24 protein-coding genes are annotated in these 25,538 nt (G+C 55.3%); 5 read left to right on the top strand and 19 right to left on the bottom strand.

Annotation, left to right across the window (positions count from 1 at the left end; translation table 11 throughout):
- Window positions 1–39: 39 nt before the first annotated feature.
- The 5 genes from PCH01S_RS26555 to PCH01S_RS26535 form a co-directional block, all read right to left on the bottom strand.
- Window positions 40–1,680, bottom strand: coding sequence for an extracellular solute-binding protein (locus PCH01S_RS26555; protein ID WP_042234951.1), 1,641 nt, complete (start codon window positions 1,678–1,680; stop codon window positions 40–42).
- A gap of 90 nt (window positions 1,681–1,770) precedes the next feature.
- A complete protein-coding gene (locus tag PCH01S_RS26550; protein WP_042234949.1) occupies window positions 1,771–2,667 on the bottom strand; it encodes a carbohydrate ABC transporter permease in 897 nt (298 codons plus the stop codon).
- A gap of 25 nt (window positions 2,668–2,692) precedes the next feature.
- Complete coding sequence (locus tag PCH01S_RS26545) at window positions 2,693–3,661, bottom strand: ABC transporter permease (protein ID WP_042234947.1); 969 nt, start codon at window positions 3,659–3,661, stop codon at window positions 2,693–2,695.
- Between the two features lie 201 nt (window positions 3,662–3,862).
- Window positions 3,863–4,882 carry a biotin synthase BioB gene (bioB, locus tag PCH01S_RS26540; protein ID WP_042234945.1) on the bottom strand — a complete coding sequence of 340 codons (1,020 nt, stop codon included), beginning with the start codon at window positions 4,880–4,882 and terminating at the stop codon, window positions 3,863–3,865.
- Window positions 4,883–5,152: 270 nt separating this feature from the next.
- Window positions 5,153–5,911, bottom strand: a complete 759-nt coding sequence (locus PCH01S_RS26535; RefSeq protein ID WP_042234943.1) for a sugar phosphate isomerase/epimerase family protein — start codon at window positions 5,909–5,911, stop codon at window positions 5,153–5,155.
- Between the two features lie 170 nt (window positions 5,912–6,081).
- Between PCH01S_RS26535 and PCH01S_RS26530 the strand changes: the two genes are divergently transcribed.
- Together PCH01S_RS26530 and PCH01S_RS30710 are read left to right on the top strand one after the other, a co-directional pair.
- Complete coding sequence (locus tag PCH01S_RS26530) at window positions 6,082–6,975, top strand: AraC family transcriptional regulator (RefSeq protein ID WP_042234941.1); 894 nt, start codon at window positions 6,082–6,084, stop codon at window positions 6,973–6,975.
- 104 nt (window positions 6,976–7,079) lie between these two features.
- Window positions 7,080–7,286, top strand: coding sequence for a hypothetical protein (locus tag PCH01S_RS30710; RefSeq protein WP_129112544.1), 207 nt, complete (start codon window positions 7,080–7,082; stop codon window positions 7,284–7,286).
- A gap of 157 nt (window positions 7,287–7,443) precedes the next feature.
- Here PCH01S_RS30710 and PCH01S_RS26525 read toward each other — a convergent pair whose 3' ends face one another.
- The 9 genes from PCH01S_RS26525 to PCH01S_RS26485 form a co-directional block, all read right to left on the bottom strand.
- Window positions 7,444–8,067, bottom strand: coding sequence for a hypothetical protein (locus PCH01S_RS26525; RefSeq protein ID WP_241688749.1), 624 nt, complete (start codon window positions 8,065–8,067; stop codon window positions 7,444–7,446).
- Window positions 8,068–8,231: 164 nt separating this feature from the next.
- Entirely contained in the window at window positions 8,232–9,092 is an 861-nt protein-coding gene (locus PCH01S_RS26520) for an inositol monophosphatase family protein (RefSeq protein WP_042234939.1), read from the bottom strand.
- A gap of 144 nt (window positions 9,093–9,236) precedes the next feature.
- Window positions 9,237–9,731 carry a S24/S26 family peptidase gene (locus tag PCH01S_RS26515; protein WP_042234937.1) on the bottom strand — a complete coding sequence of 165 codons (495 nt, stop codon included), beginning with the start codon at window positions 9,729–9,731 and terminating at the stop codon, window positions 9,237–9,239.
- A complete protein-coding gene (locus PCH01S_RS26510; protein WP_042234935.1) occupies window positions 9,731–10,564 on the bottom strand; it encodes a hypothetical protein in 834 nt (277 codons plus the stop codon). Before PCH01S_RS26510 ends, PCH01S_RS26515 begins: the two co-directional genes overlap by 1 nt.
- 207 nt (window positions 10,565–10,771) lie before the next feature.
- Window positions 10,772–11,548 carry an enoyl-ACP reductase FabI gene (gene fabI, locus PCH01S_RS26505; RefSeq protein WP_009676877.1) on the bottom strand — a complete coding sequence of 259 codons (777 nt, stop codon included), beginning with the start codon at window positions 11,546–11,548 and terminating at the stop codon, window positions 10,772–10,774.
- Between the two features lie 220 nt (window positions 11,549–11,768).
- Entirely contained in the window at window positions 11,769–12,770 is a 1,002-nt protein-coding gene (gene uvsE, locus PCH01S_RS26500) for a UV DNA damage repair endonuclease UvsE (protein ID WP_042234932.1), read from the bottom strand.
- A gap of 213 nt (window positions 12,771–12,983) precedes the next feature.
- Complete coding sequence (locus tag PCH01S_RS26495) at window positions 12,984–13,307, bottom strand: hypothetical protein (RefSeq protein WP_042234930.1); 324 nt, start codon at window positions 13,305–13,307, stop codon at window positions 12,984–12,986.
- A gap of 163 nt (window positions 13,308–13,470) precedes the next feature.
- On the bottom strand, window positions 13,471–14,610 hold the full coding sequence (locus PCH01S_RS26490; protein ID WP_042234928.1) for a D-alanine--D-alanine ligase: 1,140 nt from the start codon (window positions 14,608–14,610) through the stop codon (window positions 13,471–13,473).
- Window positions 14,611–14,642: 32 nt separating this feature from the next.
- A complete protein-coding gene (locus PCH01S_RS26485; RefSeq protein WP_042234927.1) occupies window positions 14,643–15,665 on the bottom strand; it encodes an amidase domain-containing protein in 1,023 nt (340 codons plus the stop codon).
- A gap of 268 nt (window positions 15,666–15,933) precedes the next feature.
- On the opposite strand from PCH01S_RS26485, the gene acnA reads away from it, so the two are divergent.
- Entirely contained in the window at window positions 15,934–18,648 is a 2,715-nt protein-coding gene (gene acnA / locus PCH01S_RS26480) for an aconitate hydratase AcnA (protein WP_042234925.1), read from the top strand.
- Window positions 18,649–18,795: 147 nt separating this feature from the next.
- Here acnA and PCH01S_RS30015 read toward each other — a convergent pair whose 3' ends face one another.
- The 4 genes from PCH01S_RS30015 to PCH01S_RS26470 form a co-directional block, all read right to left on the bottom strand.
- Window positions 18,796–18,999, bottom strand: a complete 204-nt coding sequence (locus PCH01S_RS30015) for a DUF1272 domain-containing protein (protein ID WP_084706689.1) — start codon at window positions 18,997–18,999, stop codon at window positions 18,796–18,798.
- 267 nt (window positions 19,000–19,266) lie between these two features.
- Complete coding sequence (locus tag PCH01S_RS26475) at window positions 19,267–20,208, bottom strand: cation diffusion facilitator family transporter (RefSeq protein ID WP_042234988.1); 942 nt, start codon at window positions 20,206–20,208, stop codon at window positions 19,267–19,269.
- Window positions 20,209–20,440: 232 nt separating this feature from the next.
- Window positions 20,441–20,563: a hypothetical protein gene (locus PCH01S_RS31540; RefSeq protein ID WP_255246869.1), complete on the bottom strand. Its 123-nt coding sequence runs from the start codon at window positions 20,561–20,563 to the stop codon at window positions 20,441–20,443.
- Between the two features lie 76 nt (window positions 20,564–20,639).
- Window positions 20,640–21,380: an IclR family transcriptional regulator gene (locus PCH01S_RS26470; RefSeq protein ID WP_042234923.1), complete on the bottom strand. Its 741-nt coding sequence runs from the start codon at window positions 21,378–21,380 to the stop codon at window positions 20,640–20,642.
- 298 nt (window positions 21,381–21,678) lie between these two features.
- Between PCH01S_RS26470 and PCH01S_RS26465 the strand changes: the two genes are divergently transcribed.
- Together PCH01S_RS26465 and PCH01S_RS26460 are read left to right on the top strand one after the other, a co-directional pair.
- Window positions 21,679–22,692: an alpha/beta hydrolase gene (locus PCH01S_RS26465; RefSeq protein ID WP_042234921.1), complete on the top strand. Its 1,014-nt coding sequence runs from the start codon at window positions 21,679–21,681 to the stop codon at window positions 22,690–22,692.
- A 68-nt stretch (window positions 22,693–22,760) separates the two neighbouring features.
- Window positions 22,761–24,548 (top strand): Fe-Mn family superoxide dismutase, encoded by a 1,788-nt coding sequence (locus tag PCH01S_RS26460; protein ID WP_042234920.1) that lies wholly within the window; start codon window positions 22,761–22,763, stop codon window positions 24,546–24,548.
- A gap of 202 nt (window positions 24,549–24,750) precedes the next feature.
- On the opposite strand, the gene PCH01S_RS26455 is transcribed toward PCH01S_RS26460, so the two are convergent.
- The gene (locus PCH01S_RS26455) at window positions 24,751–25,536 is read right to left on the bottom strand and encodes a DeoR/GlpR family DNA-binding transcription regulator (RefSeq protein ID WP_042234918.1); all 786 of its coding nucleotides are present in this window, start codon (window positions 25,534–25,536) and stop codon (window positions 24,751–24,753) included.
- Between the last annotated feature and the right edge of the window lie 2 nt (window positions 25,537–25,538).

The following is a 25,538-nucleotide window of genomic DNA, read 5'->3' as shown; positions in this document are numbered from 1 at the left end:
TCTGCCCGCCTAGGCGGCATTAAATTTCCAATCAACTTCTTATTTGCCGATTTTCTTCTTGTTTTCCTGCCAGCGGTCCGTTTGGTATTTCAGCAGCTTGGCGTATCCGGCAGCCTGAGCATCTTTTTCCGCTTTGTCCAGGATGGATGTCACTTCCGCGTCGCTTTTCGCGAAGAGAGCTTTGGCGCGGGATTCAGTGAAGATATCCTTAATGCGCTGCTGCACCATACCTTCTTCCGTGTTGGAAGGCGGGTCGAGGTTTACGAACTCCGTACGGTTAAATACGGTTTTCCATGCCACTTGCGTCTGGTTGCGCGTTTCCCAGCTTTGTTTTTCAGCAGGAAGCTTAAGCTCGATGTCCGTTTTCGCCGTATCGATGTACGTCGTATTGCCCACCCATTGCAGGTTGACGAGGGAATCCATCAGCTTCGCGCGTCCAGTTGCGTCGCTGTAGTATTTATCTGTAAATTTAGGTGTGCCTTTGTCGTCGGTGCCCTGCCAGTACTCGCCTTCAGGCCCCCAGAACATAACGCGCTGTCCTTCTTCTCCGGTCATCCAGTCAAGGAAAGCGAAGATCGCTTCCGGATTTTTGGCGCTCTTCGTAATAACGTTTACGTTCCAGCCAAGTGTTGCGTAGTGGCCAGGGAATACTTTGGTTTTGTCCACGCCTTCTTTATGAATCGGCCAGATCATTTGGTAGCCCGGGTGGCTCGGATCTTTCGATTGAAGAGCTGTCGTGCCTTTCGAACCGAATTCCGTCACGCTGGAAGCCGCCATAACCGCAACTTTGCCGTTGTTTACTTTCTCGTCGATCTGGTCTTTCGTTTGAGTCAATACGTCTTGAGTAATCAATTTCTCGCGGAAAAGCTTGCTTGAGTAAGTCAGAGACTCCCGGTAAACGGGATCCGCGAAGATCGATTTCAGTTCGTTGCCTTCCGGAACGGCACGCATGTTGATGTTCGTGACCGGGTGATCGTTGGCGAAGCCCGGGTACATGATTTCAACGTTTTGAGCCTGCACGCCGGAATCAAACGGAGTCACTTCCGGGTACTTGGCTTTTACTTGTTTCAGATAAGCATACAGATCATCGTAGGTTTCGAGCTTCGGTTCGCCCAGCTCTTTGTAAATTTTCAGGTTGATCATATAACCCGCGTTGCCTGCAGGACGCTGCGTATACCAGTTCGGGAACTGATAGAGCTTGCCGTCGCTGGAGCGCAGCATGTTGAGGGTCGCTTCTCCCGCCCACTTCTTGAGGTTAGGATATTTGTCGAGGTATTCGTCGAAAGACACCAGCATGCCTGCCGCACGCAGTTTCTCTACCTGGGCTCCACGCTCCAGCCAGATGACATCCGGCAGCTCTTTAGAAGCCATCAGCGTATTGAACTTCTGCTCGGAGTTCCCGCCGTTAGGTACGCCCGTTACGTTGACTTTCTTGTTTTCTTTTACCCATTTTGTAGCGAGATCCTGGCCCCACACCGGCATAGTGAACCAGTCGTAGTTGCCGTAGAAGCTGATATCCAGCTGCTGCTCGCCGAACTTGACCCCGGTCGTTTGAGCGGTTCCTTGTTTGCCGGTATCCGTAGCGTTCGGCTTGCTGTCACTGCTGCAGCCGCTGAGTACCGCGATGGAAGACAGCACGGTAATAAGCGTGAGCGAGACCCCTTTTTTCCATTTTGCCATTTGTGACACTCCCCTTAATCGATATTATAATCTATGTGGTCAATCGTGTTGCATGTGGTTGCGCTTACATTCCGTTTGAAAAGCGAAGATCTACTCCTTGAGGGAGCCGATCATAACGCCTTTCGAAAAATATTTCTGAACAAACGGATAGATGAGCATGACTGGCAGAGTGGAAACGACCATTGTGGCCATCGACAACGATTTGGTCGTAATCGACTGCATCTTGGACAGTTGGGTCAAAGCCGCAGAGTCCAGATTGGCAAGCTGCTCCGACATAATATTCGAGTTCAAAATCTGTCTCAGCAGCGTTTGTACCGGGTACAAATCGGTGTTGTTCAGGTAGATGCTGGGCAGGAACCACTCGTTCCAGTGCTGAACCGCCGTGAACAGCCCCAGCGTGGCGATAACGGGCCCGGACAAAGGAAGCACGATCCGGAAAAACACCGACCAGGTTCCACAACCGTCCAGTTTAGCCGCTTCTTCAAGCCCTGCCGGAATACTCCGGAAGAACGTCATGAAGATAATCATGTTCCAAACGTTGATCATAACCGGCAGGATCATGACCCAGAACGTATCCATCAGGCCGAGTCCGCGGATTAACAGGAAGTTCGGGATCAGGCCACCGGTGAAATACATCGTGACCACGGCCATCACCATATAATACTTGCGGAAGATAAGCCCGCGTCTGGACAACCCGTAGGCAAAGAGAGAAGTCGCCAGAATGCCTACAACGGTTCCTATCACGGTACGGCTGACCGTAATCAGAAAGCCTTGGATGATCCTCTTGTCTTCGAAAACGACGTTGTAGTTTTCCAGTGTAAACTCACGAGGCCAGAAGGTGATTCCGCCCAGCATCGTGTCTTTGCCGCTGTTGAACGAAATGACGACCGAATTCCAGAACGGATACAGCGTAATGAAGGCCAGAAATATCAGCAGTGTATAGATGACGACCGTCATGAACCGGTCCCCGAAGTTTGCTCTCAACATGTTGTTTCCGCCTTTCTTTCTCCAGCTACCATAGACTTTGCCCCGTTCTGCGGGCAAGGAGGTTGGCGCCGCTCAGCAGAACAATACTCATGACCGCTTTAAACAATCCGACTGCCGTCGCGTATGAGAACAGCTGGTTCTGAATACCGGTCCGATATACGAACGTATCGAGGACATCCGAGTATTCCCTGAGAACCGGATTCGCACTGAGCAGGAGAATATCTTCGTAGCCGCCGTTGGCACCCGCGTTCATCAGACTTCCGATCTGCAGAATGAGGAAAATGATGATGACCGGGAAAATGCAAGGCAATGTGATCAGATAAATTTGTTTAAACCGCGACGCTCCGTCGATCGAGGCGGATTCGTATAAAGCCGGATCGATTCCCGCGATAGCCGCGAGGTATACGATCGAACCGAACCCGATATCTTTCCATATCCCCGTGGAGATCAGGATCGTCCAGAAATATTCCGGAATCGCCAGGAAGTTGATCGGCTCGTCGATCATGCTCAGCTTCTGCATAGCGATGTTCAAACTTCCGTTGTCCGTAGACAGGAAGGATGTCACGAATCCCGCCACGACAACCCAGGACAAGAAGTGGGGCAGGTACGTGACCGTTTGTACGACGTTTTTGAAAAGCTTGTTCCGGACCTCGTTCAGCATGAGGGCCAGTATAATAGGCGCCGGGAATGCGATCAGAAGCTTGAACAAGCTGATCATGATCGTGTTCCTCATGACCCTCGGGAAATCAGGAGACTCGAAAAACATTTTGAAGTGCTTGAGTCCTACCCAAGGACTTCCGAAAAAACCGTTGAAAAGATCATAATCCTTAAATGCGGTCAACACTCCGTACATCGGAATGTAATGGAAGATAAGAAGAAAAACAATCCCTGGAATTACCATGAGCTGAATATCCCACTGTTTAAAAAAACGCTTCCATATCGACGGGCTTTTCGCCTCTTTACTTACGCTGGTTTCTACTGCAACTTGTGCCATTGTCTCCCCTCCTTTCCGGCCTTAAGCCGTTAGACTAATTGTATCCGCTTTCGCTTTGTCCGCCCATTTGACGGAACAACGAAAATTAATACTTTTCAATGCAATTCGCGTTGGTTCGTATAAAAATGCAAAAAAAGAGCAGAAGGTCCTCTGCTCTTTTTCTTCTGTTTTTTCGATGCGACAGTCCGCTTAAAAGGCCGCCTACAAGGCGCACAGTTCAATCTCGAAGCCGAGATCTTCCAGCATCCGGTGGTCATCGCCGGCTTCCTGGCCTTCCGTAGTCAGATAATCTCCCAGGAAAATGGAATTGGCCGCATACAGGCCTAGCGGCTGCAGCGATTTCAGATTCACTTCCCGGCCGCCGGCGATACGGATTTCCTTGGACGGGCAAATCAGCCGCATGAGCGCGAGAATTTTGAGGCACTGCCGCGGATTCAGGCTCCGCTGTTCCGCCAGCGGCGTGCCGGGAATCGGGTTCAGGAAGTTGACGGGAATGGAATCGGCATCCAGCTCCCGCAGCGCGAAAGCCATCTCCGCCAGTTCCTCTTCCGACTCGCCCATTCCCGCAATAATTCCGGAACAGGGCGACATTCCCGCCCGCTTCGCCTGATCTACCGTCCGGACCCGGTCATCGTATGTGTGCGTGGACGTAATTTTGGCGAAATGGGAAGCGCTCGTGTTGAGATTGTGGTTGTAGCGGTCCACCCCGGCTTCTTTCAGGCGCACAGCCTGCTCGTCCGATAAGATGCCCAGACAGGCGCAGATTTTCAGGGGCATTTCCCCTTTAATCGTCTGCACGGCTTCAATCACCTGATCCAGCTCACGGTTAGTCGGTCCTCTGCCGCTGGCCACGATGCAGTAGGTGCCCACTTTCATCTCCAGCGCTTTCCGCGCCCCCTCGATCAGAACATCCTTCTCCAGAAGCGGGTACTTGGTAATGGGAGCCTTGGACACGATGGATTGAGAGCAGTAGCCGCAGTCCTCAGGGCACAGTCCGCTTTTCGCGTTAATAATAAGATTGAGCTTAACTTTGCGTCCGTAGTAATGCTTACGTACACGGAAAGCCGCCTGCATAAGAGGCAGCAGCTCATCGTCGTCGGCCCGGAGTACGGTCAGCGCCTCTTCCATCTCAAGCTTGTCACCCCGAAGCGCCTTGTCCGCGTAATGATCCCATCTGGACAGGGTTTCTGTCCGGCCATCCGTTTGTTGTTCCGTATGCATGCTCAGCACGTCCTTTCTTGCCAAAAAAAGTAAACCATCATCCGGATTTTCGGTTTGTAAGTTCCGTTTGCTCATCAATTGTTAACCATATAAATTAATTTAAGGTTTACAATTAAATTTATTGTAACAGGATTTCGCCCACACGGGAAGTTATTTCCGGGGCGGGTATTCGTAAAGGCAGCCCCTTCCCTTTAATGCTCACAAAAAAAAGAGCATCTCCCCGAAGGGAAATGCTCTTCCTGACCGCCGGAACCCCGGCGGGTTAAATGCTTACCGATAGTTTTGGCGCAGCCATTCCCTGCTTGCGGCAATACTTTCAAACGGCGGATTCTGGCACTCGTCCTGCTCGACGATGAACCACTTCGTACCGATTTCTTCGGCGGCTTCCAGTACCGGCTTCAGGTCGACTTCGCCCGTGCCCAGCTCAACCGTGAGCAGCTTGCCTTCTTCCCTGCGCAGGTCTTTCACGTGAAGAAGCGGCGTTCTGCCCGCATACTGCTTCATAACCCCGATCGGATCGAGGCCGGCGTTATGAGCCCAGCACACATCCAATTCCACAAACAGCTCATTCTCGGGAAGCGCGGAGAAAAATGCGTCAAACATCGTCTGATCGCCGATTTTCTCTTCAAACTCGAACGAATGGTTGTGATACCCGAAAGCGATTCCGTGTTCCGCGAAACGGCGGCTGCTCTCCTTGAGAATCTCCACGACTTCACGGAAGCCTTCCTCCGTACGTTCAGGCGGGAACCAGCCCGGGCAGGCGACATACTTGCTGCCGATGGCCACGTTCATTTCGATTTCTTCGTCCAGGTTTTCCTGAAGACGGTGAATGCCTACATGACTGCCGACGGAAGTCAGGTTCAGTTCTTTCAGAAGTTCACTCAATTCACGGGGAGAAAGTCCTCCGTAACCGGCAAATTCTACCCCTTCATACCCAAGCTCCGCCACTTTTTTCAAAGAGCCTCTGAAGTCCTTCTCCGTTTCCGAACGCAGGGTGTATAACTGCACGCCAATTCCGATCTTTGTCATCTACGATCACCTTTCCTCTGTCCTGGGTTGTGGGATGTCGGAAGGGAAACGCTTCCCTTCGCCAAAAAACCTCTCCTTCTATTGATACCATACCTCGTTTATAATGAGAATGAATGATCCACGCAGAACATGAACTATTTTGCTAAATTATCAAAAAGGAACGATGCCTCGTGACAGGAATTCAGGACCCGGCGTCAGCCGTTAAAGATGAGGTCCATATTTTGTCCGCCGGTTATTCGGTGCACCGCAAGCCTTTCGTCTCCAATCAGCGGGACGGAATCCAATACTATTTGCTGCGTCTTCAAACGGAAGGCACCTGCCAGGTTTGGCAGGAAGGCCGCTACGTGACCGCAGAGCCGGGCGATCTGCTGCTGTACCGTCCCGGAGACGCCTACGAGCTGCGCATCGGCAGCCAGCACGAGACTTTACCGCCGGACGCCGATACCGTGTACAGCGGCGATTATTACCTGATGTGCAGCGGAAGCTGGATGGACGCCTGGTGGGAGCGTTTCAAGAGGCCCGGCATTATCCGGGTCGGCCTGGACGACAGCTGGCTGAATATCTGGCGGGAAATTTTCCGCGAACGCCGCCGCCTGCACGATAACCTTCAGGAAATCGGCGATTATCTCGTTCGCGTGCTCTGCTTGTCGCTGGACCGCGTCATCGGCGATCTCGCGGATCTGGGATCGTTTCCCCAGAAACCGCGCTTCTCTTACATGGTCCAGCGGATGAAAACGTACATCGAGCAGAATGCCTCGGAGGCCTTCACGCTCCAGGATCTGGCCGACCATGTCGGACTCAGCACCTCACGCGCGGGTCACCTGTTCCGTGAGACGTTCGGCCAGTCCGTCATGGATTACGCCATCGAGGTCCGGATCTCGATGGCGTGCGAGCGCATCCGCTTCGGCGCGATGACGCTGGAACAGGCCGCGGAATCTTGCGGCTTCCACAGCTATTCGTATTTCCACCGCACCTTCCGGGCGCGGATGGGCCTCTCTCCCCGCGAGTACCGCGACGGCAAGCTCGGCAGCCTGGAGGAGCCTCAAGTACACGGCGTGACTTGAAGCGGGACGGCAGCGCACGGGGATTTGGCCCGGCGGAGGCGCGATGCGGGCCTGCTTTGTGCCACGCAGGCGAAATCGGGCCGCATAAGCTGGCGGGCCCAGCCTTGCGCCGTGCGGCAAGATGCGGCAGCGGAGACGCTGATGCGGCTACGGCGTCAGCGCTGCTACGACGTTGGCGCAGCCACTCCGCCAGCGCAGCTACGCATAGCCGCTTCGGCTGCGCGGTACCGGCCAAAACAGCGGCCAAACAAAAACAGCCCTTGTCCTCTCCCGGACAAGGGCTGTTTTTCCTGCTGCGCCGTATCTTTTGACGCTGCTATCCGAAGCTCCGTGCATCAAGTCGAAGCGCCACATACAGAGGGCGCCCCGTGCTTGCTCGTGGCAGATGCACCGTCGAGCCGCTCATTCCGTTCTGCTCATAAGCGGCGCGAACCCGCCTGCCTTCCCCTCGCACGGCTCCGCCGACAGCTAAGGAGTGACTTTCACCGCTTTGACCCAGCTGACGTCTTTGCCCCATTTTTTCTCATGGTACGAGAAAAGGATATAGGTGCGCCCGTCATTCGCATCCGCGCCTGAACCCGCTCCCGCTTCCTTGGCGTAATAGCGCACTTTCGCCGGGAAAGTCTCGCCGCTGTAAACGAACCCGCCGGACATGCCCGCCTTCTTCGCTTCTTCTTCGTTCGTCGATGCGCCCGTAAGCCGCTCGATCATCTCCAGCGCACGCGGCATCGTCACGGCATCGGGGCCGAAGGTGTAGCTCTCCGGCTTCTGGCCCTTGCCGAGCGCGTCAGGCGCGGGCTCCCAAGCGGCCACGGTGCCGTTCTGAACGTAAGGATACACCTTGTAGCTGTATCCTTCTTGTTTCAGCGCTTTACCGCCGGTGCTCTCCAGCTCTACCTCGACCACCGTCGCGTACGCTGCGGATGCCTGGGACGGCACCTCCGCCGGCTTCTCCGCCGCAGGCACAATCCGGGCACGGAGTTTAACGTCCTCGGGCGCCAGCGTCGGATCTATGTTGAAACGGATCACCGCATATATTCCGGCAGCCAGACACAACAAAATGAGCCCGATCAGCCACTTTTTTCTATTCATCCGTTCCCCCTCCGTTTCTCTCTTTGTCCATGTTACTTCCTCCGCGCAAAAAAAACAAACCCCGAAGTATCCTTCGGGGCCTTTGGCCTAAGCCTTCGCATTTCCTTGCGTCCAGGTACCTAAGCGGGTTCCGGCGGCGCCTCACGCCAACAAGTTCGAAAAACCTATAACCCGGTAGCGCCGGCCTGCTGAAGCTCGTTTTGCAGCTCCTCGTGAATGAGACCGTTTGTCGCCATCACATTGCGTACGCCAAGCGTATAAGGCTGTCCCGCCGTATCGGTGACACGGCCGCCCGACTCCTGGACGAGCAGCGCGCCCGCCGCTATATCCCAGGCATTCAGCCCGATTTCGTAGAAGCCCGACAGACGGCCCGCCGCCACGTAAGCCAGATGCAGCGCCGCCGAACCCGCATTGCGGAGATTGCGCACCTTCGGCATGAGAGCGTTGATACCGGCCAGGTTGATCGGAAGAGCTCCTTCGCGGTCGGCGGGGAAACCCGTTCCGACCAGGCTTTCGGACAGCGCCGACTCACCCGATACGCCAAGCTTGGCGGCTTTCAGGTAAGCGCCCTTGCCTTTTTCCGCCACAAACAGCTCGTCGCGCATGGGATCGTAGACCACGCCCACAATCACTTCGCCTTTGTAAGCAAGCGCAATGGACACGCTGAAGAACGGAAATCCATGTATAAAATTCGTCGTACCGTCGATCGGATCGACGATCCATAAGTATTCGGCATCGCTCACGTTCTCCAGGGCTGCCGCCGATGCCTCGGGCCCCGGCTCCACACCTTCCTCGCCAAGAAACGCATGATGGGGGAAATGCGTCAGAATCAGATTGCGGATCATTTTCTCCGATCCCTTGTCCACTTCCGTCACAAGATCGTGGGAGGAATACTTCACATCCACCCGGCGGATTTCACCCACCCGGCTCTTAATCCATTCGCCCGCCTTCGCGGCGGTATTGATAGCGACGGCCGTAAAGCTTTTGCCGCCGACACGGTAAGGTTCCTGATTTACAGTCGTCATTGGATATCACTCTTTTCTCTCGCAATCTAGTATAGTTCTAGTATAGTAAATGAAACGAATTCCGTGCCACATCGTTTCACCCAAATTTCCTCGTAGGATCTGCCAAAAAAGTAAAGCCGCACGCGCGGCGCATTCATCCGCCGGTCAATTTCTCTGTCCGCGGAGCCTCCTCGCAACCCGCGAAGCTAGACGGAACCCCCGCGAAAGTGCCGGAAAAGCCGTCATAATCCGGCCCCAGATCCGGAAGCCGGGCGACAGCCTCGACGATACGCGGCCGTCCCGGCTTATCGTCTCCAGCCGGGCCAGCACCTTCGCGGCGGGCACAAGCGGGTCGAAGCCGATGTTCGCGTCGCCCTTGCAGAGCAGCGGAGCCTGCGGGCCTTCTTCTCCGCGCCGGATCAGGCGGTGGGCGATAAGCCCGCCCTCTTCGCCTTCGAAGAGGACGATATCGCCTCTGCGGAGATCCGCGGCCGCCACCGGCACGAACGCGCAGACGCTGCCCTCGCGGATCAGCGGCCGCATGCTCGTGCCGCGCGACGGAATCTCCACGCGCCCTTTAAGCTCCAGGGCGCGCCGCACGACAAGCGCCTCGGCGCCGAACCCCCCGCTGCCGAGGCGGCTATGGGCCTCTCCGCCCATCAGACGCCGGCCTTGCGGGGAGCAATGACATCCCAGAAGAGATCGTTCTTCTGGAAGAAAAGCTCCTGCACCGGTACCCGCTCGAGGAAGCGCATACACAACTGCATCACAGCGCGTGTCTCCTCTGCCCCCGTCGTCCAGAAGAAGACCTGGCTCATGACGATCGGCAGGGCGTCCGCCGCTTTCATCGGCTCCGTCCGGACTTCCTCCGATTGCCTGAGCACGTACATTCCCTCCAGCGGAGCAGCCGGGATGCCCTCGCCGATATCCCAGCGCGAATCGCTGCGGAAAGGCGAGTTGTGCGCCAGCGCCAGCGATTCCGCTCCGTCGCCGGGTCCCGCTTCGGGGAGGGCAATCACCGTCGCCTCGTCGCTGAGCAGGACACGCGGTCTGGACAGCAGCGCGGCCGTCGATTTGCCTGCTCCGGACGGCCCGGCGAACAAGTAGCCCCTGCCGTCCTGAACGGCGCACGAAGAGTGCATCAGCAGGCCCAGACCGTTGCGGATGAGAAAAGCGCTGTAGACGTTCATCAGCGCATGCTTCAGCGCGAATTCGTCCTGAACCGCTACGGAAGCCGCCCTAAGGTCCTCGTCCGCTTCGATCCGGTAATCGGCCCGGGTATAGATAACCTTGCCGCCGCGCTTCTCCGCGGCAACGTCGAAATCGACAAACGGCACGCCGAAGCCGCCTTTTATATTCAGCCGCAGACGCGGTTCTTCCCCGTCGTCCCCGAAGCCTCTGTCAAATGATTCTCTCAACCACTCACCGAGTACCGGAGAGTCCGTTTCAATGCCGATCCGCTCATTTCCGATCCGGGTTATAAAACGCGTCATGGAGGGTCCTCTCTTTTTGCAATATAAGCTTGATTTTCATAAATTTTACCTGATATCGGACCTCTTCACAACAACAAAAAACACAAAAACCCCCGCAAACGGCGCGCACCTTCCCATTCTCTCAAGGTGTAACCGCCCAAAGGGGTTCTCGTGTATGTATGGAGTTGCAAATTTTCGGAAGGACTATTCCTTGCAGGCCGCGCGGTTTTACGCGCCTACGATGTTGTAACCGCCGTCTACGTGAATAATTTCGCCGGTAATGCCGCGCGACAGATGGCTCATCAGGAACATGGCCGTATCGCCGACTTCCGCCGTTTCCGTCGTTTTGCGCAGCGGCGCTTTTTCTTCCACCTGATGCAGGATGGAGTTGAAATCTTTAATGCCTTTGGCGGCGAGGGTACGAATCGGACCGGCCGAAATGCCGTTCACACGGATACCGTGCTGGCCAAGATCGGCAGCCAGGTAACGTACGCTTGCTTCCAGCGCCGCTTTAGCCACGCCCATCACGTTGTAGTTGCGCATAACGCGTTCCGCGCCGAGGTAGGTCATCGTCATGATGCTGCCGCCCTCCGTCATCAGCGGATACATGTGCTTCGACACCGCAACCAGCGAGAATGCGCTGATGTCTTGTGCCAGAGCGTAGCCGTCGCGGGACGTATCCACGAACATGCCTTCCAGCTCCTCCGTACGTGCGAACGCGATGCTGTGCACCACTCCGTGCAGAACGCCGAACTCGCCTTTGAGCGTATCAGCCAGGCGTACGAGATCTTCATCTACCGTTACGTTGCAGGGCAAAATAAGCGAATCCGGAATATTACCGGCCAATTTGCGTACACGCTCTTCCACACGCTCGCTCTCGTAAGTAAATGCGAGGCGCGCGCCTTGAGCCGCCAAAGATTGCGCAATCGCCCATGCGATGCTGCGGTCGTTGGCAACCCCCATAACCAGAATGTTCTTGCCGTTCAATAAACCCGATGTCGTCATTCGACAATCTCCTCTCGGTTCGAATTGGACAATCCTTCACTTTAACAAGGTACCCCATTTGACCCGCAAAGACAAGAAGAACACGGCAAAAACATGCAGCTTTACCGGATTAACACGGTATTCCGGAGATTTTTACATGTTTAAGCGGAAAAACACGGCCTATGTGGGCCATCATCTCGCAGAGTCCGATTCCCTTGCCTTCATCGCTTCCGGCATGAACCTACGGAACGTTTATTTGCACGGAAGCCTCTGTCAGTATGTCTACGCCTTTTTCCGGTTCCAGATCCTTCATCAGACGAAACAGGGCGGCGTCCTTCATTTTGGCTTCAATCATAACGTCGAGCCGCGGAGTGATCCCGGCAATGCCTCTGAAAAATTCCAGCAAAGGACCGGCGTCCACATAATCCGCATGGCTCCGGATGTCTTTATCGTTCTTGGGGCTCGACACATGGATTTTGGGCGGCAGCGGCTGATCCGCGCTATCCGGAAGCGAGACGCAGAGCTGCCCTTTCCACGTCGCCTGGATCCGGGGCCACAGCTCCAGAATATCCTCTCCCTCGTTATTCACTTGATGATGGTGGACATCGAGCACCATGGGCACTCCGACCTTCTCGCAGATTTCCAGCGTTTCGCGGGCGGTGAACGTTTTGTCGTCGTTTTCCAGAGTGAGACGGCGCCGGGCGCTTTCGTTCAGATCGGCAAAATGGGCCACGAACCGCTTGGCCGCTTTCGGTTTGTCTCCGTAAGTTCCGCCTACGTGGATGTTGAGCTTGGCGTCCTCTCCGAGTCCCATTGCCTCCAGCATCGCGGCATGCCGCTCTAGGTCCGCATAAGACTTGAGCAAGACATCTTTGCGGGGGGTGCTGAGAACCGTAAAGTGATCGGGATGGAAGCTCGTCCGCATTCCGTGCAGCTTGGCGTAATCTCCCACCTCTTTAAATTCCGCGGCAAGAGCCGGGATCGGATCCCAGCCTTCCAGCATGTCATGGCCCAGCAGGGGAATCAGTTTGGACGAGTAGCGGTACACCTTGATATCGTAAGCGCGGTTATGCCTAAGCAACCGGAGCGTATTGTGAAGGTTCTCGGCTCCTATTCTCTCCAGCTTGCGGACAGCGGCTTCCCGGTCATTCAACTGGCTGAACAGCGTTGCCGTCATCGTCTTGGACGGGGACGCATTCTTCACTTCCGTGGACATCGCCACATACCCCAGGCGTACGATCATGGCCGTTGGTCACATCCTTGCTCCTGATTGGTCTTTAATGATAAGATGCCCAGAATAAAAGGCGCTACTATATTTATGGAGGCAAAATTTTAACGATCCGAAATTTCAGCGGCCCAAAACAAAAAGCAGCCGTTTTCTCAACCGGAGCCGAGATCAAAGCTGCTTCTCATATGAATAATATAAAACGAAACGAATTGTCCGAAATGCCACTTCTTACTTGCTTCCTTGTTCGCCGAAAAACATCTCGTCGGCCAGCGCCGTCTGCACGCGCGCCTCTTCCTCGGTCAGCTTGCGCACCAGATCCATCTCCACGAGGGTAACTTCATCCCCCTGAAAAGTGATTTCCGCGATGGACGCGCTGATCTTTACGATAGCCACCGCCTCGTTGGCAGGTGAATATGCGATTACTTTCTGGCCGGTCGGATACACGCGGAACCCGCTTTTGCGCATTTTACAGCGTCCGTATTCCAACAGCTCGTACAGTTCCTGCTCGGATTTGAATTTGCATACGGAATTAAATTCGGTTTGAAAGCCCATAGCGCCCTCCCGGCTGATCGAAATAAGTAGTCGTTGCTAAAAGCACATGCGAGAAAGCCGCTCTCCGGCATCATCGCCAGCCTCCGGTTTTCAGGGCCCGCGGTGTTGTACCTGCGGACGGCACCTGCTCCCCTGCATGCGAAATCGGTGTCCGGCAAAGCCGTTACTCCACCGTATATTTGATTTGCTGTTTGGCCGTGTGGCGTTCCAGCGCAAGCCGGATGAGATCGTCCAGAAGCTCCGCGTAAGGTTTGCCGGTTTCCTTCCAAAGAAGGGGATACATGCTGAACGGGGTAAAGCCCGGCATGGTGTTGATCTCATTGATATAAATCTGGCCGTCCGTCCGGGTCAGGAAGAAATCGACCCGCGACAGGCCCGATCCGTCGATGGACTGGAACGCCTGGATGGCGAGTTCCCGAATCTGCGCGGCGGTTTCTTCCGGCAGCTCCGCCGGAATGACCATCGTCGATTTGCCGTCGACATATTTGGCCTTGTAGTCGTAAAACTCGCTGGAAGACACGATCTCGCCCGGAACGGAGGCCAGAGGCTCTTCGTTGCCCAGGATGGCAACTTCAATCTCCCGCGCGTCCACGAATTCCTCCACAATCACCTTCCGGTCGAACTGGAAGGCATACTCCACCGCTTCAATCAGCTCCTGCCGGTTGCGGGCTTTGGAAATACCTACGCTCGAACCCAGGTTGGCCGGCTTGATGAAGCACGGATAGCCGATGGAAATTTCGGTTTCCATCAGGAAGAACGGCTGGTCTTTCTCCCACTGGGAGCGGGTGAAATGCCGGTACACGCACTGCGGGAGTCCCTCCTGCGCGAACATTTTCTTCATGGCGACTTTGTCCATTCCGACGGCCGAGGCGAGCACGCCCGCTCCCACGTACGGAATGTTCGCCATCTCAAGCAGCCCCTGGATGGTGCCGTCCTCTCCGAAGGTACCGTGCAGCAGCGGCAGCACGACATCGACGGCTTCCTCCCGGGCGGCTTCGCCCGCAGCGGCCACTTCGGCCAGTACCCCGCCCGCCTGGCTCGTAAGACCGGAGAAGAAAGGAGCCAGAGCCGCACCCGCCGCTTCGCCCTCGGAAGCGTCGAAAGCGAGCAGCTCCTTGCGCTCCACCCGGCCGTTTAGAGCCGCTCCCCGGCGCCATTCTCCCTGTTTTGTAATATAGAAAGGAGTAATTTCATACTTCGATACGTCCAATGCTCCAATGACGGCATGCGCGGTTTGCAAAGATACCTCATGCTCCCCGGATTTACCGCCATAGATCAGTCCTATCCGTAATTTCCGGCTCATGTTTCCCCTCCGCCTGATTCCATAATCTTTATTTATCCATCCATTTCATCCGAAACACGGACAAAGGCATACCGGGTTTTATCCGTCCACGCGTACGAGTCCTTGTAATCCCAGTAGCGGTGCTTGCTGCTGACGGTATGCGCGTTAACGAGCGGCATGCCGCCCGCATCCAGTGCGGTCACGAACGTATTGTGCTGAAAACGTCCGTCCCCGTCCCAGTCATAGCTGATAAAATCGCCGGGCCTTAGTTCGGCGGCCGAGGAAACAAGCGTTCCCGTCAGGCCTCTGCGGGAAGCGGGCACGTAAAGCTGCAGAGCCTGGGCGACCGCCCAGCTGTAGCTCCAAAGCTCCCGGCTGCCCTGCTTGCCCGAGTACCACCAGCCGGCGCCTCTTTTCCCAGTATAGTTCATCGGTGATCCCCCTGCAAAGAGACATTGGGAGACGTAGCTCGTGCAATCCACTTCGAATTCAATAAAAGCCGGGTTGTACCCGTTCCACCAGGTGTCCGCATATTTGACCGCTCTCGCGCGATCGTAAAGCTTCTTCCGGGTTTCGGGGTAAGTTCCGACATGGTTCAGTATACTATAATTCAGGTAGGGCTGCGACGAGGAGATTTCGCCTTCGGGCGTGTAAATTCCTTCCTCCGCCAGCCAGGAGTACGGTTGTTTCGTTTTTTCCCTCTCACTTTCCCGGGCCGAAATTTGCGCGATTCTCCAGCGCGATCCCTTACGGATCAAGCCGACCCGTTCCCGGATGACGATGCATTCCTTTCGCTCCCTGCCCCCTTGTTCGTAAAAAAACTGCCGCCCGCACTCGACATCCGCGGTAACGCCTTCCTCGTGTTCGCGCACATGCTGAAGCTTAAGCCGCATTTCTCCGCGCAGTGCCTTGACTCCGCGTTCTTTGCGGCTTTCGATCAGCCGGCGATACCGGGCGTCGGTTTCCCGGTTGAACCGTTCGTCTTCCACAACGTTTGCCAGCACTCCGGCCGACGCTTCCGTTTCCGCCGTATTGCGTGCGTGCAGATAATCGTACAGCGCTGTTTTCCAGGACATGCCTTTCCCTCCCAAGAGCCTACAGTCCGCTGCGGGGACCGGCCTTATACGCATGGATAATACGCGTGGATATTCGCTTAAATATATGAAAAATTTCAAATAAAAATGAGTCATTTTATTCTTTACGCGGCAGGGGGAACACGGTATACTAAGGATATAGCGAAATATGAAATTGAGTTTCATCAGATGAAACATCACCAACCAATCAAACGTAAGACCCGGACAAATTTCAATTCGCCATTTCAAAGATCATAAGGGAGGCTTTGCAATGCCGCAAAAAGACGCTTTTAACGTACGCAAGCAGTTGACGGTAGGCGGTAAATCTTACCACTACTACAGCCTGCAGGATCTTCAGCAGCAGTTCGCCGGAATTTCCAAACTGCCTTTCTCCATTAAAGTTCTCCTTGAAGCCGCGATCCGCCAATACGACGGCCGCGCCATCACGGACGAACACGTGAAGCAAATCGCAACTTGGGGCGACGAGAACGCCGACCACAATAAAGAAATTCCTTTCATTCCCGCCCGTATCGTTCTTCAGGACTTTACCGGCGTACCGGTCGTAGTTGACCTCGCGGCAATGAGAGACACCGTTGCACGCGCAGGCGGAGACCCTAAACGCATTAACCCGCTCGTACCCGTTGACCTCGTAATCGACCACTCCGTTATGGTCGACGCTTACGGTAACGGTATGGCGCTTGAAACCAACATGGAGCTTGAATTCGAGCGTAACGAAGAGCGCTACCGCTTCCTGCGCTGGGCGCAAACCGCATTCGATAACTTCCGTGCCGTACCTCCGGCAACCGGTATCGTTCACCAGGTAAACCTGGAGTATCTCGCTTCCGTTGCGGCTACCAAAACCGTAGACGGTGAAACAACCGTATATCCGGATTCCCTGGTAGGTACCGACTCCCACACCACCATGATCAACGGTCTCGGTATCGTAGGCTGGGGCGTTGGCGGTATCGAAGCCGAAGCCGGTATGCTCGGACAGCCGCTGTACTTCGTAACGCCTGAAGTTATCGGCTTCAAACTGACCGGACGTCTTGCCGAAGGCGCAACGGCGACCGACCTTGCCCTCACCGTCACTCAAACTCTTCGCAAGAAGGGCGTTGTCGGTAAATTTGTCGAGTTCTTTGGTCCCGGCCTTGAGGACCTCGTCTTGTCCGACCGTGCGACGGTTGCCAACATGGCTCCTGAGTACGGCGCAACCGTCGGTTTCTTCCCGGTTGACAACAGCACGCTGGAATACCTGAGAAACACGGGCCGCAGCGAAGAGCAGATCGCTCTCGTTGAAGCTTACTATAAAGCGCAAGGCATGTTCCGTACGAAAGACATGGAAGATCCGATCTACTCCGATGTAATCGAAATCGACTTGTCCACCGTTGTACCGAGCCTTGCAGGTCCTAAACGTCCTCAAGACCGCGTCGAGCTGACGGCGATGAAAGAATCTTTCAACGACATCCTGCGTACGCCTGTAGACAAAGGCGGATACGGTCTGTCCGACGAGAAAATCGCCGAAGAAGTCGAAGTGAAATACGCGGATGGCAGAACAACCAAAATGAGCACGGGCGCCGTTGTAATTGCAGCGATCACGAGCTGTACAAATACATCCAACCCGAACGTTATGCTCGGTGCGGGCCTTCTCGCGAAGAAAGCCGTCGAGCGCGGCCTGAAAACGCCGGCTTACGTGAAAACTTCCCTGACTCCGGGTTCCCTGGTCGTTACCGACTATCTGGAGAAAGCTAACTTGCTTAAACCTCTTGAAGAGCTCGGCTTCTTCGTAGCGGGTTACGGCTGCGCAACTTGTATCGGTAACTCCGGTCCGCTTCCGGACGAAGTGAGCCAAGCCGTTGCCGACAACGACATGACGGTCGCTGCCGTTCTGTCCGGTAACCGTAACTTCGAAGGCCGCGTTCACGCACAGGTTAAAGCGAACTACCTCGCTTCCCCGCCGCTGGTTGTCGCTTACGCGCTGGCAGGCAACGTGAACATCGACCTGACGAAAGATCCGATCGGCTACGGCACGAACAACGAGCCTGTCTACCTGAAAGACATCTGGCCGAGCAACAAAGAAATCGAGGAAGCTGTCGCAACCGCCGTTACGGCCGAAGCTTTCCGCGAGAAATATAAAGACGTGTTCCGTGCCAACGAGCGTTGGAACCAAATCGCGGTACCGGAAGGCGAACTGTACGAGTGGGACAAAAACTCCACTTACATTCAAGAGCCTCCGTTCTTCCAAAACCTTGGCCAGTCCCTGGACGACATCAAAGACGTCCGCGGCGCCAAAACGCTTGCGCTTCTTGCCGACTCCGTTACGACGGACCACATCTCTCCTGCCGGTAACATCAAGGTAGACAGCCCTGCGGGCAAATACCTGATCGAGCATGGCGTGGACAAAAAAGACTTTAACTCTTACGGTTCCCGCCGCGGTAACCACGAAGTCATGATGCGCGGTACGTTCGCGAACATCCGCATCCGTAACCAAGTGGCTCCGGGCACCGAGGGCGGCGTAACGACTTACCTGCCGACAGGCGAAGTAATGTCGATTTACGATGCTTCGATGAACTATCAGGATAAAAATACTTCCCTCGTCGTTATCGCGGGTAAAGAGTACGGAACCGGAAGCTCCCGTGACTGGGCGGCCAAAGGTACGCTTCTGCTGGGCGTCAAAGCCGTTATCGCAGAAAGCTTCGAACGTATTCACCGCAGCAACCTGGTAGGTATGGGCGTGCTTCCGCTTCAATTCCTGGAAGGTCAAGGATGGAAAACGCTTGGTCTGACCGGCCGCGAAACAATCGAAATTTCCGGCTTGTCCAATGATGTGCAGCCAGGCGAGCAAATAACCGTAACGGCTACCCGTGAAGACGGCACGTCGTTCGACTTCAAAGCTATCGTCCGTCTGGACAGCATGGTGGACGTGGATTACTACCGTAACGGCGGTATCCTGCAAACCGTACTCCGTCAAATGATGTACAACGCTTAATAGAAGCATGTAACAAAAGAGAGCCCCTCGGGGGCTCTCTTTTTTCTGTTTAAAGTGCGGGTTCTTTCCCTATAAAGCGTTTCTTTTCCTGTAAAGCTCGATAATCAAGAACCGTATCTATCTCTCACGCTTCCCATCTCGCTCTTCTTAGCCCAGTGGACAAGCTGCCGCTGCAGTTAACGGCGTGCGCGGTCTCCGCACCAGTTCTCCCGAACAGTTAGGACAGATGTGACCCCTCTCTTCCGTGCAATTTTTACAGAATGTGCATTCATGCACGCAAATGTAAGCTTCCGACTGAGCGTCAAGCGTGTGCCCGCAAATCTGGCAATCCTTTTTCATGGCAAGACCCATACCCATATCCCCTTCAACATGAATTCGATCCTCGGTGCGATGATCTAACTTCAGTGTATAAAAGAAAACCCGGCACATACAGACATCTTCTAAACCTTTAAGGGCGCAACGATCCTATAAATTTTAGTAAAAGACCGTACAAAACTTAATTTTTAAAATCAAGCTCCGGCGTTCATAAGCTCCTCTTTGTATGGCATAGAAAAAGACGGCCCTTCCTTCCGCAGGAAAGCCGCCTTCGTTATTTTTCACTTTTTTCCGTCACCCAGGTTAGCCCCCGCTTTTTACATGAGTGATTCCGGGGCCGGCATCCGGGTTGAGCTCCTCATCCGGGTACCAAGGATTCAGATGCACAAGCACCTCGTCCACTTCGGGATGCTTGGCCCGGATCGCTTCCTTGATGCTGCGCCCGATATCGTGCCCCTGCTGAATCGTTAACGTTCCCATGATACCGATCCGCGCGTCCACGAGTATGTAATGGCCGTGTTCGCGGGCACGCAGCCGATCGATGCGTTTGACGTCGGGGAACGACTCAATGATCTCTTTATACTGCTGCAGCTTAACGTCTTCAACGTTCGTTTCCATCAGAATATTGACGGCTTCTATCCCCATCGTATATGCGAGCTTGATGACGAGGAAAGAGACGATAATTCCGGCAGCCGGATCCCCGTAGGCCAAGAAAGGAACATCGAAGTAATCCCCCGCCAGGGCCAGTGCGATCCCCGCAGATGCCGCAATAGAAGCATAAACGTCAGCCAAATGATCGTAAGCCGTGGCAATAAGGCCTTTGCTGTTCACGGCCCTGCCCAGCCTCATCGTATATACGTACAACCATTGCTTCCAGACCAGGGAAATAATCGCTGCGATCAGAGCGAGGACATGAGCTTCGCCCGGCGGCTCCAAAAGCGCCATAACCGCATGATACCCCATATAGATTGCCGCGGCGCCCAGTAAAAGCGCGACGGCCCCCGAACCGAGCACCTCCGCTTTGCCGTGCCCGTAAGGATGATCGTGGTCGGCCGGGCGGTTGGAAATCCGCATGGAACTGTAAGCCGTTGCCGTGGCAATCACGTCTCCGGCATTATGTATTCCGTCTGCAATCAGAACCTGGCTGCCGAACAACCAGCCGACGACCAGCTTGATGCCCGTCAGGACGACATTGCTAATCAGGCTAATCCAGATCGCAATCATCGACTTGCGCTGTTCCATCAACCCTTCCCCTTCCGTATGTTCCGATCTAGTATTGCCCCCAAGGTGGAAAAAAATGCCTGCATGCATCTTCCTCAATCGAATATTGGGGAAAACGGCATCGCGGAAAGGGAGCATCCTTATGTTTGTTCCTCTTCCCGCGCGGGCAAGCGAAGGCCAGCTGGCGAGGGCTCAGCTGGCCTTATCTATTGATACGCTTCCGCGGAAGATTTAAAACAACAAACCGGCCGCGGTCCTAATCCGCACCGGATGCCGGACAGGGGGCGTTCCGGCTGAAGAACGCCTCCGGCAGTCGGTTGTCCTGTTGGACGGCTGTTCTTCGGTAGCCTCCCGGCCCTTCTCCGGTACTGGTACTCATCTCTGATGCTTCTCCGGCAGTCCTCCAGCCATCCTTCCCCGGATTGCCTCATAGGCCCGCACATCCCCATGCCGCGCTATCTCAGCATGGTGCCCATCCGCCGGGCCGCCTCGATCACGACCGGAGCCTGCTCCAGCATGGCCTCCAGCGTGAGCCGGTTGGACGGCCCCGACACCGCCAGCGCGGCCACGAGCTTGCCCGCCCGGTTAAACACCGGAGCGGCAAGCGCCGCCGCTCCCGGTTCGCGCTCCTCGACGCTGGTGGCGTAACCCGCCTTCCGCGTCTCGTGAAGCTGCTGCAGGAACGGTTCCCGCAGGATGCCCGCAAGCTCGGCCTCCAGCATCGCCTGTTCCTGCACCTCCGCCTCGCCGAAGGCGAGAAGGATCTTGCTCGATGCCCCGACGAACAGGGGCATTCTCGCACCGATCGGCGCGACCCGCCGGATCGCGTGGTTGCTCTGCACGGCCTGGACGCGCACGCGTTCCCGGCCGTCTCGCACGTACAGCGAGATCGTCTCGTTCACCTGATCGCGCAAGCGTTCCATCTCCGGCAGCAGGATCATGCCGGGGTCGTCGCTCTGGGACATGTGCGCGGCAAGTTCCCAGATGCTGAAACCGAGCCTATATTTGTCTCCGTCGGACTCCCTCACAAGGAATCCCTTCGCCTCCAGGGACGCAAGGAGACGGTAAACCGTGCTTTTATGCAAAGAGACTTTGGATGAAATCTCCGTTAACGTCAGTTCGGTTGCGTCGGTATAACACAGGAGTACATCCAGTGCCCGTTCCACGGCGCGGACGGTCGATTTTGCTTCCTCCATCGGGTTTCACCACCGCCTATTTTTGTTTCACATAGTGAAACTCTGTTTCTTTTATTATACTTGATGAACCCTCGAAAGGCAAAGGAAAAAACCGCTCGAAAGCCTTGTATTACAGCGAGATTACAAGACAATTAACATTGTGTTGCACATATTGACGAAGCGTGTAAGTTGACATAATATTAGAGTACCACGAGGTCCTTTTCAGAATATTTAGTTAATTATAAACCTTCTGATTATTCAGGTTCCTACTAACTAAATTCTCCTAACAAAGACCCATTCTCCAAAGGAGGGAACCTATATGAGCATGAATCCCATTAACTCGACTCCCCTACAACCCGCACCGCTGGATCATATTCCGGTTAAATCGATTTCTCGGCGCAAGAAGGTTGTCCTGCTTTCTCTTCTCTGCTTCTTCGTGCTCTGTTCCAGTCTGATCCTCGGCTTCCACGGTTTTATCGCCTGGACGCTGGCCCGGCCTACCATTGCGCCTTTAAGCTCGAACCCTGCGAAAGCGGTCGGTCTGCCTTATCAGAACGTTACGTTTCCCAGCTCGAACGGCAGCAGCACGCTGAGCGGCTGGTACATTCCGACGGCACAAGCTTCCTCCCAGACGGTCATTTTCTCGCACGGGTACGGCGGCAACCGCGAAGAACTGTGGGTCCCCATCTATTCTCTTGCCAAAAAGCTTCATGACAGCGGATACAACGTGCTGATGTTCGATTACGGCTACGTTCATCCCGAAAACGATCGGATCGTTACGGCCGGTATCCAGGAATCCAAAGAACTTCTTGGGGCCGTCAATTATATTAAAGAAAAAGGCTCCGAGCGCGTCTATGTATGGGGCTTCTCAATGGGAGCGGGCACAGCCCTCCAGGCCGCCCTGCAGACCAAAGATATCGACGGCATGATTCTGGACAGCACATTCCTGCTCAATCCCGATACGCTTTATCATAATATGAAACAGTATGTAAATATTCCTAAATTCCCTTCGCTCCCTCTTGTCCGTGTATTTTTCCCGCTTCTTAACGGGGTTAACATGAATCAGATTCCGTATCAGGCCGTCACGACTCATGAATATCCGATGCCGATTTATTTCATTCACGGCGATGAAGATGAACGGGCCCCCCATGAAATTGCCGAAGGGGTCTATAAAAATCAGCACAACGTGTTCAGCAACTACTGGATGCTTCCTACCGGCAAACACGAACTGATCTACTCGGCGAAACCCGACGAATACATCACCCGCACCTTCGGGTTCCTGAAAACGATCTCCCGGCCTCAGCTTCCAGAATCCGGTTTTGTTGAAATGTAAGTAGAATAGGCCAATCCCTCCCTTGAATAAAGATAGGAATAACGTTGATTCCGGGGAGGTTAGTCCTGATGCTTTCGGTCTACGGCAGCTTGATGCCGCTTAGGATTTTAGAAGAAATCCGTTTCTGGAAAACCCAGGAGAAGGAGCACACCGTCGTTATCCGCGAGCTGGTCCCTACGCTGGAGCCTGTTTATGTACAGGCGCTCAAGGAGTGGGAGGAAGTTTTCGCCAAGACGGAGGCGGCAGCCGTTCAATGGGTGGAATGGGCGATCCGCACGCAAAATCCCAACGATCCCTTCCTTCAGCTGCAGTTGCGGCAGCTCATTGATGTCTCCACCAAACAATCGGTTCAATTCATCGAATTTCTGCGGATTATCGAAAAAGAAAGCAAACCCGTCAGCTCGAATCCCGTTGTCAAAACGGTCATCGAGCATATTATCCGCGAGTCGGAATATTTTCTCGGCACGCTCAAAGGCCTGGAAACCGCCCAGAAGGGCAGCCCCTACGGAACGGGAGGCTGGGGCTTCGGCGTACCGGGCCATTGGCCGCCGGGCGCTCATTCCGGCCTAGACGGCTACGCAGGCCAAGCCGGGGACGGTGGTCTGGGCACTTTCGGGGCGCCCGGAGCTCCTGGTGCTCCGGGCGCTCCTGGTGCCCCAGGAGCTCCGGGAGCGTGGGGAGCGCCCGGCTATTACGGCCCCGGCGGCATAATCTTGCCCGGGGCGGGCTTCGGCGGCGGGCCGGGCTACAGCCTCGGCGGCGCCGGCTCGCCGAGCACATCCATCGGCGGCGCCGGCAGCTTGCTGGAAGGCGTCAGCACGCCGATGACAGCCGGCGGAGGGACCGGGCCCGGACAGTACGGGCTTTACAGCGTCCCCGTTCCCGGTCACGATTCCGACGGTCCCGCGCCCGTACTACCGGGATATTCCTCCGGCAGTACGGGCTACGCCGTCCCGCAGACGGGCGCAGGACCCGGCACGGGCGTGCCTCCCGGCTTCGGCGTCGGGGCGCCCGGTCCTCCGGCGAGCTACACGCCGGGGCCGTCCGCCTATCCCGGCGCGGGAATCGGGCCTGTCGGGCCGCAGGGCCCCTGGGACACGCGCACGGAAGGCGACCGTCCGCCCCTAAGCGATATGGCGGCGCAGAGCGGTGTAGCCCCGCCTCCGGCCCACGCTTCCGGGCACACTTCGGGGCAGGGACAGACCGCTCCGGCTCTATCGCCTTATAAGCCCGTGCCGATAGGCGGGCACAAGCTTCCTCCCCTGCCGTATGCCTACAACGCTCTGGAGCCTCATATCGACGAGGCGACCATGCGCGAGCATCACGACAAGCATCACAAAGCCTATGTCGACGATCTCAACAAAGCCGAGCAGATGCTTGCGAAAGCCCGCGACAGCGGAGACTTCGCTCTCGTCAAGCACTGGGAACGTGAGCTGGCTTTCAACGGCGCGGGCCATTACTTGCACACGATTTTCTGGAACATCATGAAACCGAACGGCGGCGGGAAAGCCTATGGTCCCATTGCCGCTGAAATCAACAAATCGTTCGGCAGCTACGACCGGTTCAAGAAGCAGTTCACCGAAGCCGCCAAGAAAGTGGAAGGCGGCGGATGGGCTATTCTGGTCTGGAGCCCGCGTAGTCACCGGCTTGAAATTTTACAGGCGGAAAAACACCAGAATCTGTCCCAATGGGACGTCATTCCCTTGCTGGTGCTAGACGTGTGGGAACACGCTTATTACCTCAAACATAAAAGCAACCGGGCCAAATACATCGAAGACTGGTGGAAAGTCGTCAACTGGGATCATGTCAACGAACGGTTCGAGCCGGCCAGCAAACTCACCTGGCTTCCTTATTAAAAAAAAGATCTCATCTCCACCTTGCGGTGGGTTTGAGATCTTTTCGTTTTCCATTGGAGATACCGCCATGCTACGTGCGAACACTTTTTGGAACAGGACCTTCTTAAGAAGGGGGACGGCCAACAGAGCCAGCCTCCCTTAATCCTGCCATGTAGTTGATCACCGTCATACGACGCCTAACACCGCGCGCCGTCCTGGCGGGTTATTCCGCTACAATCCACTTCGTGTCTATCGCCTCGAAATCTCCGTTCCACTCGGGCGGATGCTCCGCATCGCAAATAACCGCTTGGATTTCCTTCAGTTCCGAAATTTTGTAGAAATGCGTCTTGCCGTTCTTCGTATGGTCCATCAGCGCGACTGTCTGGGCCGCATGCTCCATAAACTTCCGGACGAGAAGCCCCCGCTCGGCATCGTAGCTCGTTAACCCGCTTTGTGGGTGAAGCCCGTCGACGGCGATGAACGCTTTGTCCACGTAGAAGGATTCCATCATGCTCTCGGCTACCGAGCCCGATGCACGGTAATGCTTCGCGTTGATTTTGCCCCCGATAAAATAAATGTCCCCGGAGAACATATCTTTGTTCTTGTATTCGATAAGCAGAGACAAGGCAGGCACCGACGGCGTCAGAACGGTCAGATTCCGCGTATTCGCCAAGTAATTGATCATCTGCAGGGTCGTCGTTCCGTCGTCGATGACGATCACGTCGTTGTCCCGGACCATGGCGGCGGCCGCCCGGCCGATCCTCTTCTTCTCCTCCGCTTTCGTGACTTCCCGGTTAAAGGGGGAAGGCTCTTCCCTCATCAGGTCAAACTTGACCGCCCCGCCGTACACGCGCTTGAGCTTGTTTTCCTGCTCCAGCTCCTCCAGATAGCGCCGGATCGTTTCCGAGGAAACCTCGAAATGCTCCACCAGTTCGTGTGTCCGGACTTTATTGTGAAGATTGAGCAAGTGGAGGATGTGTTCCTTGCGTTCTTCCCCTACTAGAGACACAT

This window comes from Paenibacillus chitinolyticus NBRC 15660, from assembly GCF_000739915.1.
GTDB lineage: Bacteria > Bacillota > Bacilli > Paenibacillales > NBRC-103111 > Paenibacillus_F > Paenibacillus_F chitinolyticus.
Note: the sequence above shows the minus strand (reverse complement) of the source record. Positions and strands in the feature narration are given on the sequence as shown.

Coding starts and splice junctions, on each gene's coding strand:
- bioB (WP_042234945.1), bottom strand. CDS start 4,882: ATGCATACGGAACAACAAACGGATGGCCGGACAGAAACCCTGTCCAGA.
- acnA (WP_042234925.1), top strand. CDS start 15,934: ATGCCGCAAAAAGACGCTTTTAACGTACGCAAGCAGTTGACGGTAGGC.
- PCH01S_RS26470 (WP_042234923.1), bottom strand. CDS start 21,380: ATGGAGGAAGCAAAATCGACCGTCCGCGCCGTGGAACGGGCACTGGAT.
- PCH01S_RS31540 (WP_255246869.1), bottom strand. CDS start 20,563: ATGAGTACCAGTACCGGAGAAGGGCCGGGAGGCTACCGAAGAACAGCC.
- PCH01S_RS26485 (WP_042234927.1), bottom strand. CDS start 15,665: ATGTCCTGGAAAACAGCGCTGTACGATTATCTGCACGCACGCAATACG.
- PCH01S_RS26490 (WP_042234928.1), bottom strand. CDS start 14,610: ATGAGCCGGAAATTACGGATAGGACTGATCTATGGCGGTAAATCCGGG.
- PCH01S_RS30015 (WP_084706689.1), bottom strand. CDS start 18,999: ATGGGTCTTGCCATGAAAAAGGATTGCCAGATTTGCGGGCACACGCTT.
- PCH01S_RS26515 (WP_042234937.1), bottom strand. CDS start 9,731: ATGGGCGGAGAGGCCCATAGCCGCCTCGGCAGCGGGGGGTTCGGCGCC.
- uvsE (WP_042234932.1), bottom strand. CDS start 12,770: ATGATCGTACGCCTGGGGTATGTGGCGATGTCCACGGAAGTGAAGAAT.
- PCH01S_RS26555 (WP_042234951.1), bottom strand. CDS start 1,680: ATGGCAAAATGGAAAAAAGGGGTCTCGCTCACGCTTATTACCGTGCTG.
- PCH01S_RS26495 (WP_042234930.1), bottom strand. CDS start 13,307: ATGGGCTTTCAAACCGAATTTAATTCCGTATGCAAATTCAAATCCGAG.
- PCH01S_RS26550 (WP_042234949.1), bottom strand. CDS start 2,667: ATGTTGAGAGCAAACTTCGGGGACCGGTTCATGACGGTCGTCATCTAT.
- fabI (WP_009676877.1), bottom strand. CDS start 11,548: ATGACGACATCGGGTTTATTGAACGGCAAGAACATTCTGGTTATGGGG.
- PCH01S_RS26510 (WP_042234935.1), bottom strand. CDS start 10,564: ATGACGCGTTTTATAACCCGGATCGGAAATGAGCGGATCGGCATTGAA.
- PCH01S_RS26545 (WP_042234947.1), bottom strand. CDS start 3,661: ATGGCACAAGTTGCAGTAGAAACCAGCGTAAGTAAAGAGGCGAAAAGC.
- PCH01S_RS26525 (WP_241688749.1), bottom strand. CDS start 8,067: ATGAATAGAAAAAAGTGGCTGATCGGGCTCATTTTGTTGTGTCTGGCT.
- PCH01S_RS26460 (WP_042234920.1), top strand. CDS start 22,761: ATGCTTTCGGTCTACGGCAGCTTGATGCCGCTTAGGATTTTAGAAGAA.
- PCH01S_RS26535 (WP_042234943.1), bottom strand. CDS start 5,911: ATGACAAAGATCGGAATTGGCGTGCAGTTATACACCCTGCGTTCGGAA.
- PCH01S_RS26465 (WP_042234921.1), top strand. CDS start 21,679: ATGAGCATGAATCCCATTAACTCGACTCCCCTACAACCCGCACCGCTG.
- PCH01S_RS26520 (WP_042234939.1), bottom strand. CDS start 9,092: ATGACGACTGTAAATCAGGAACCTTACCGTGTCGGCGGCAAAAGCTTT.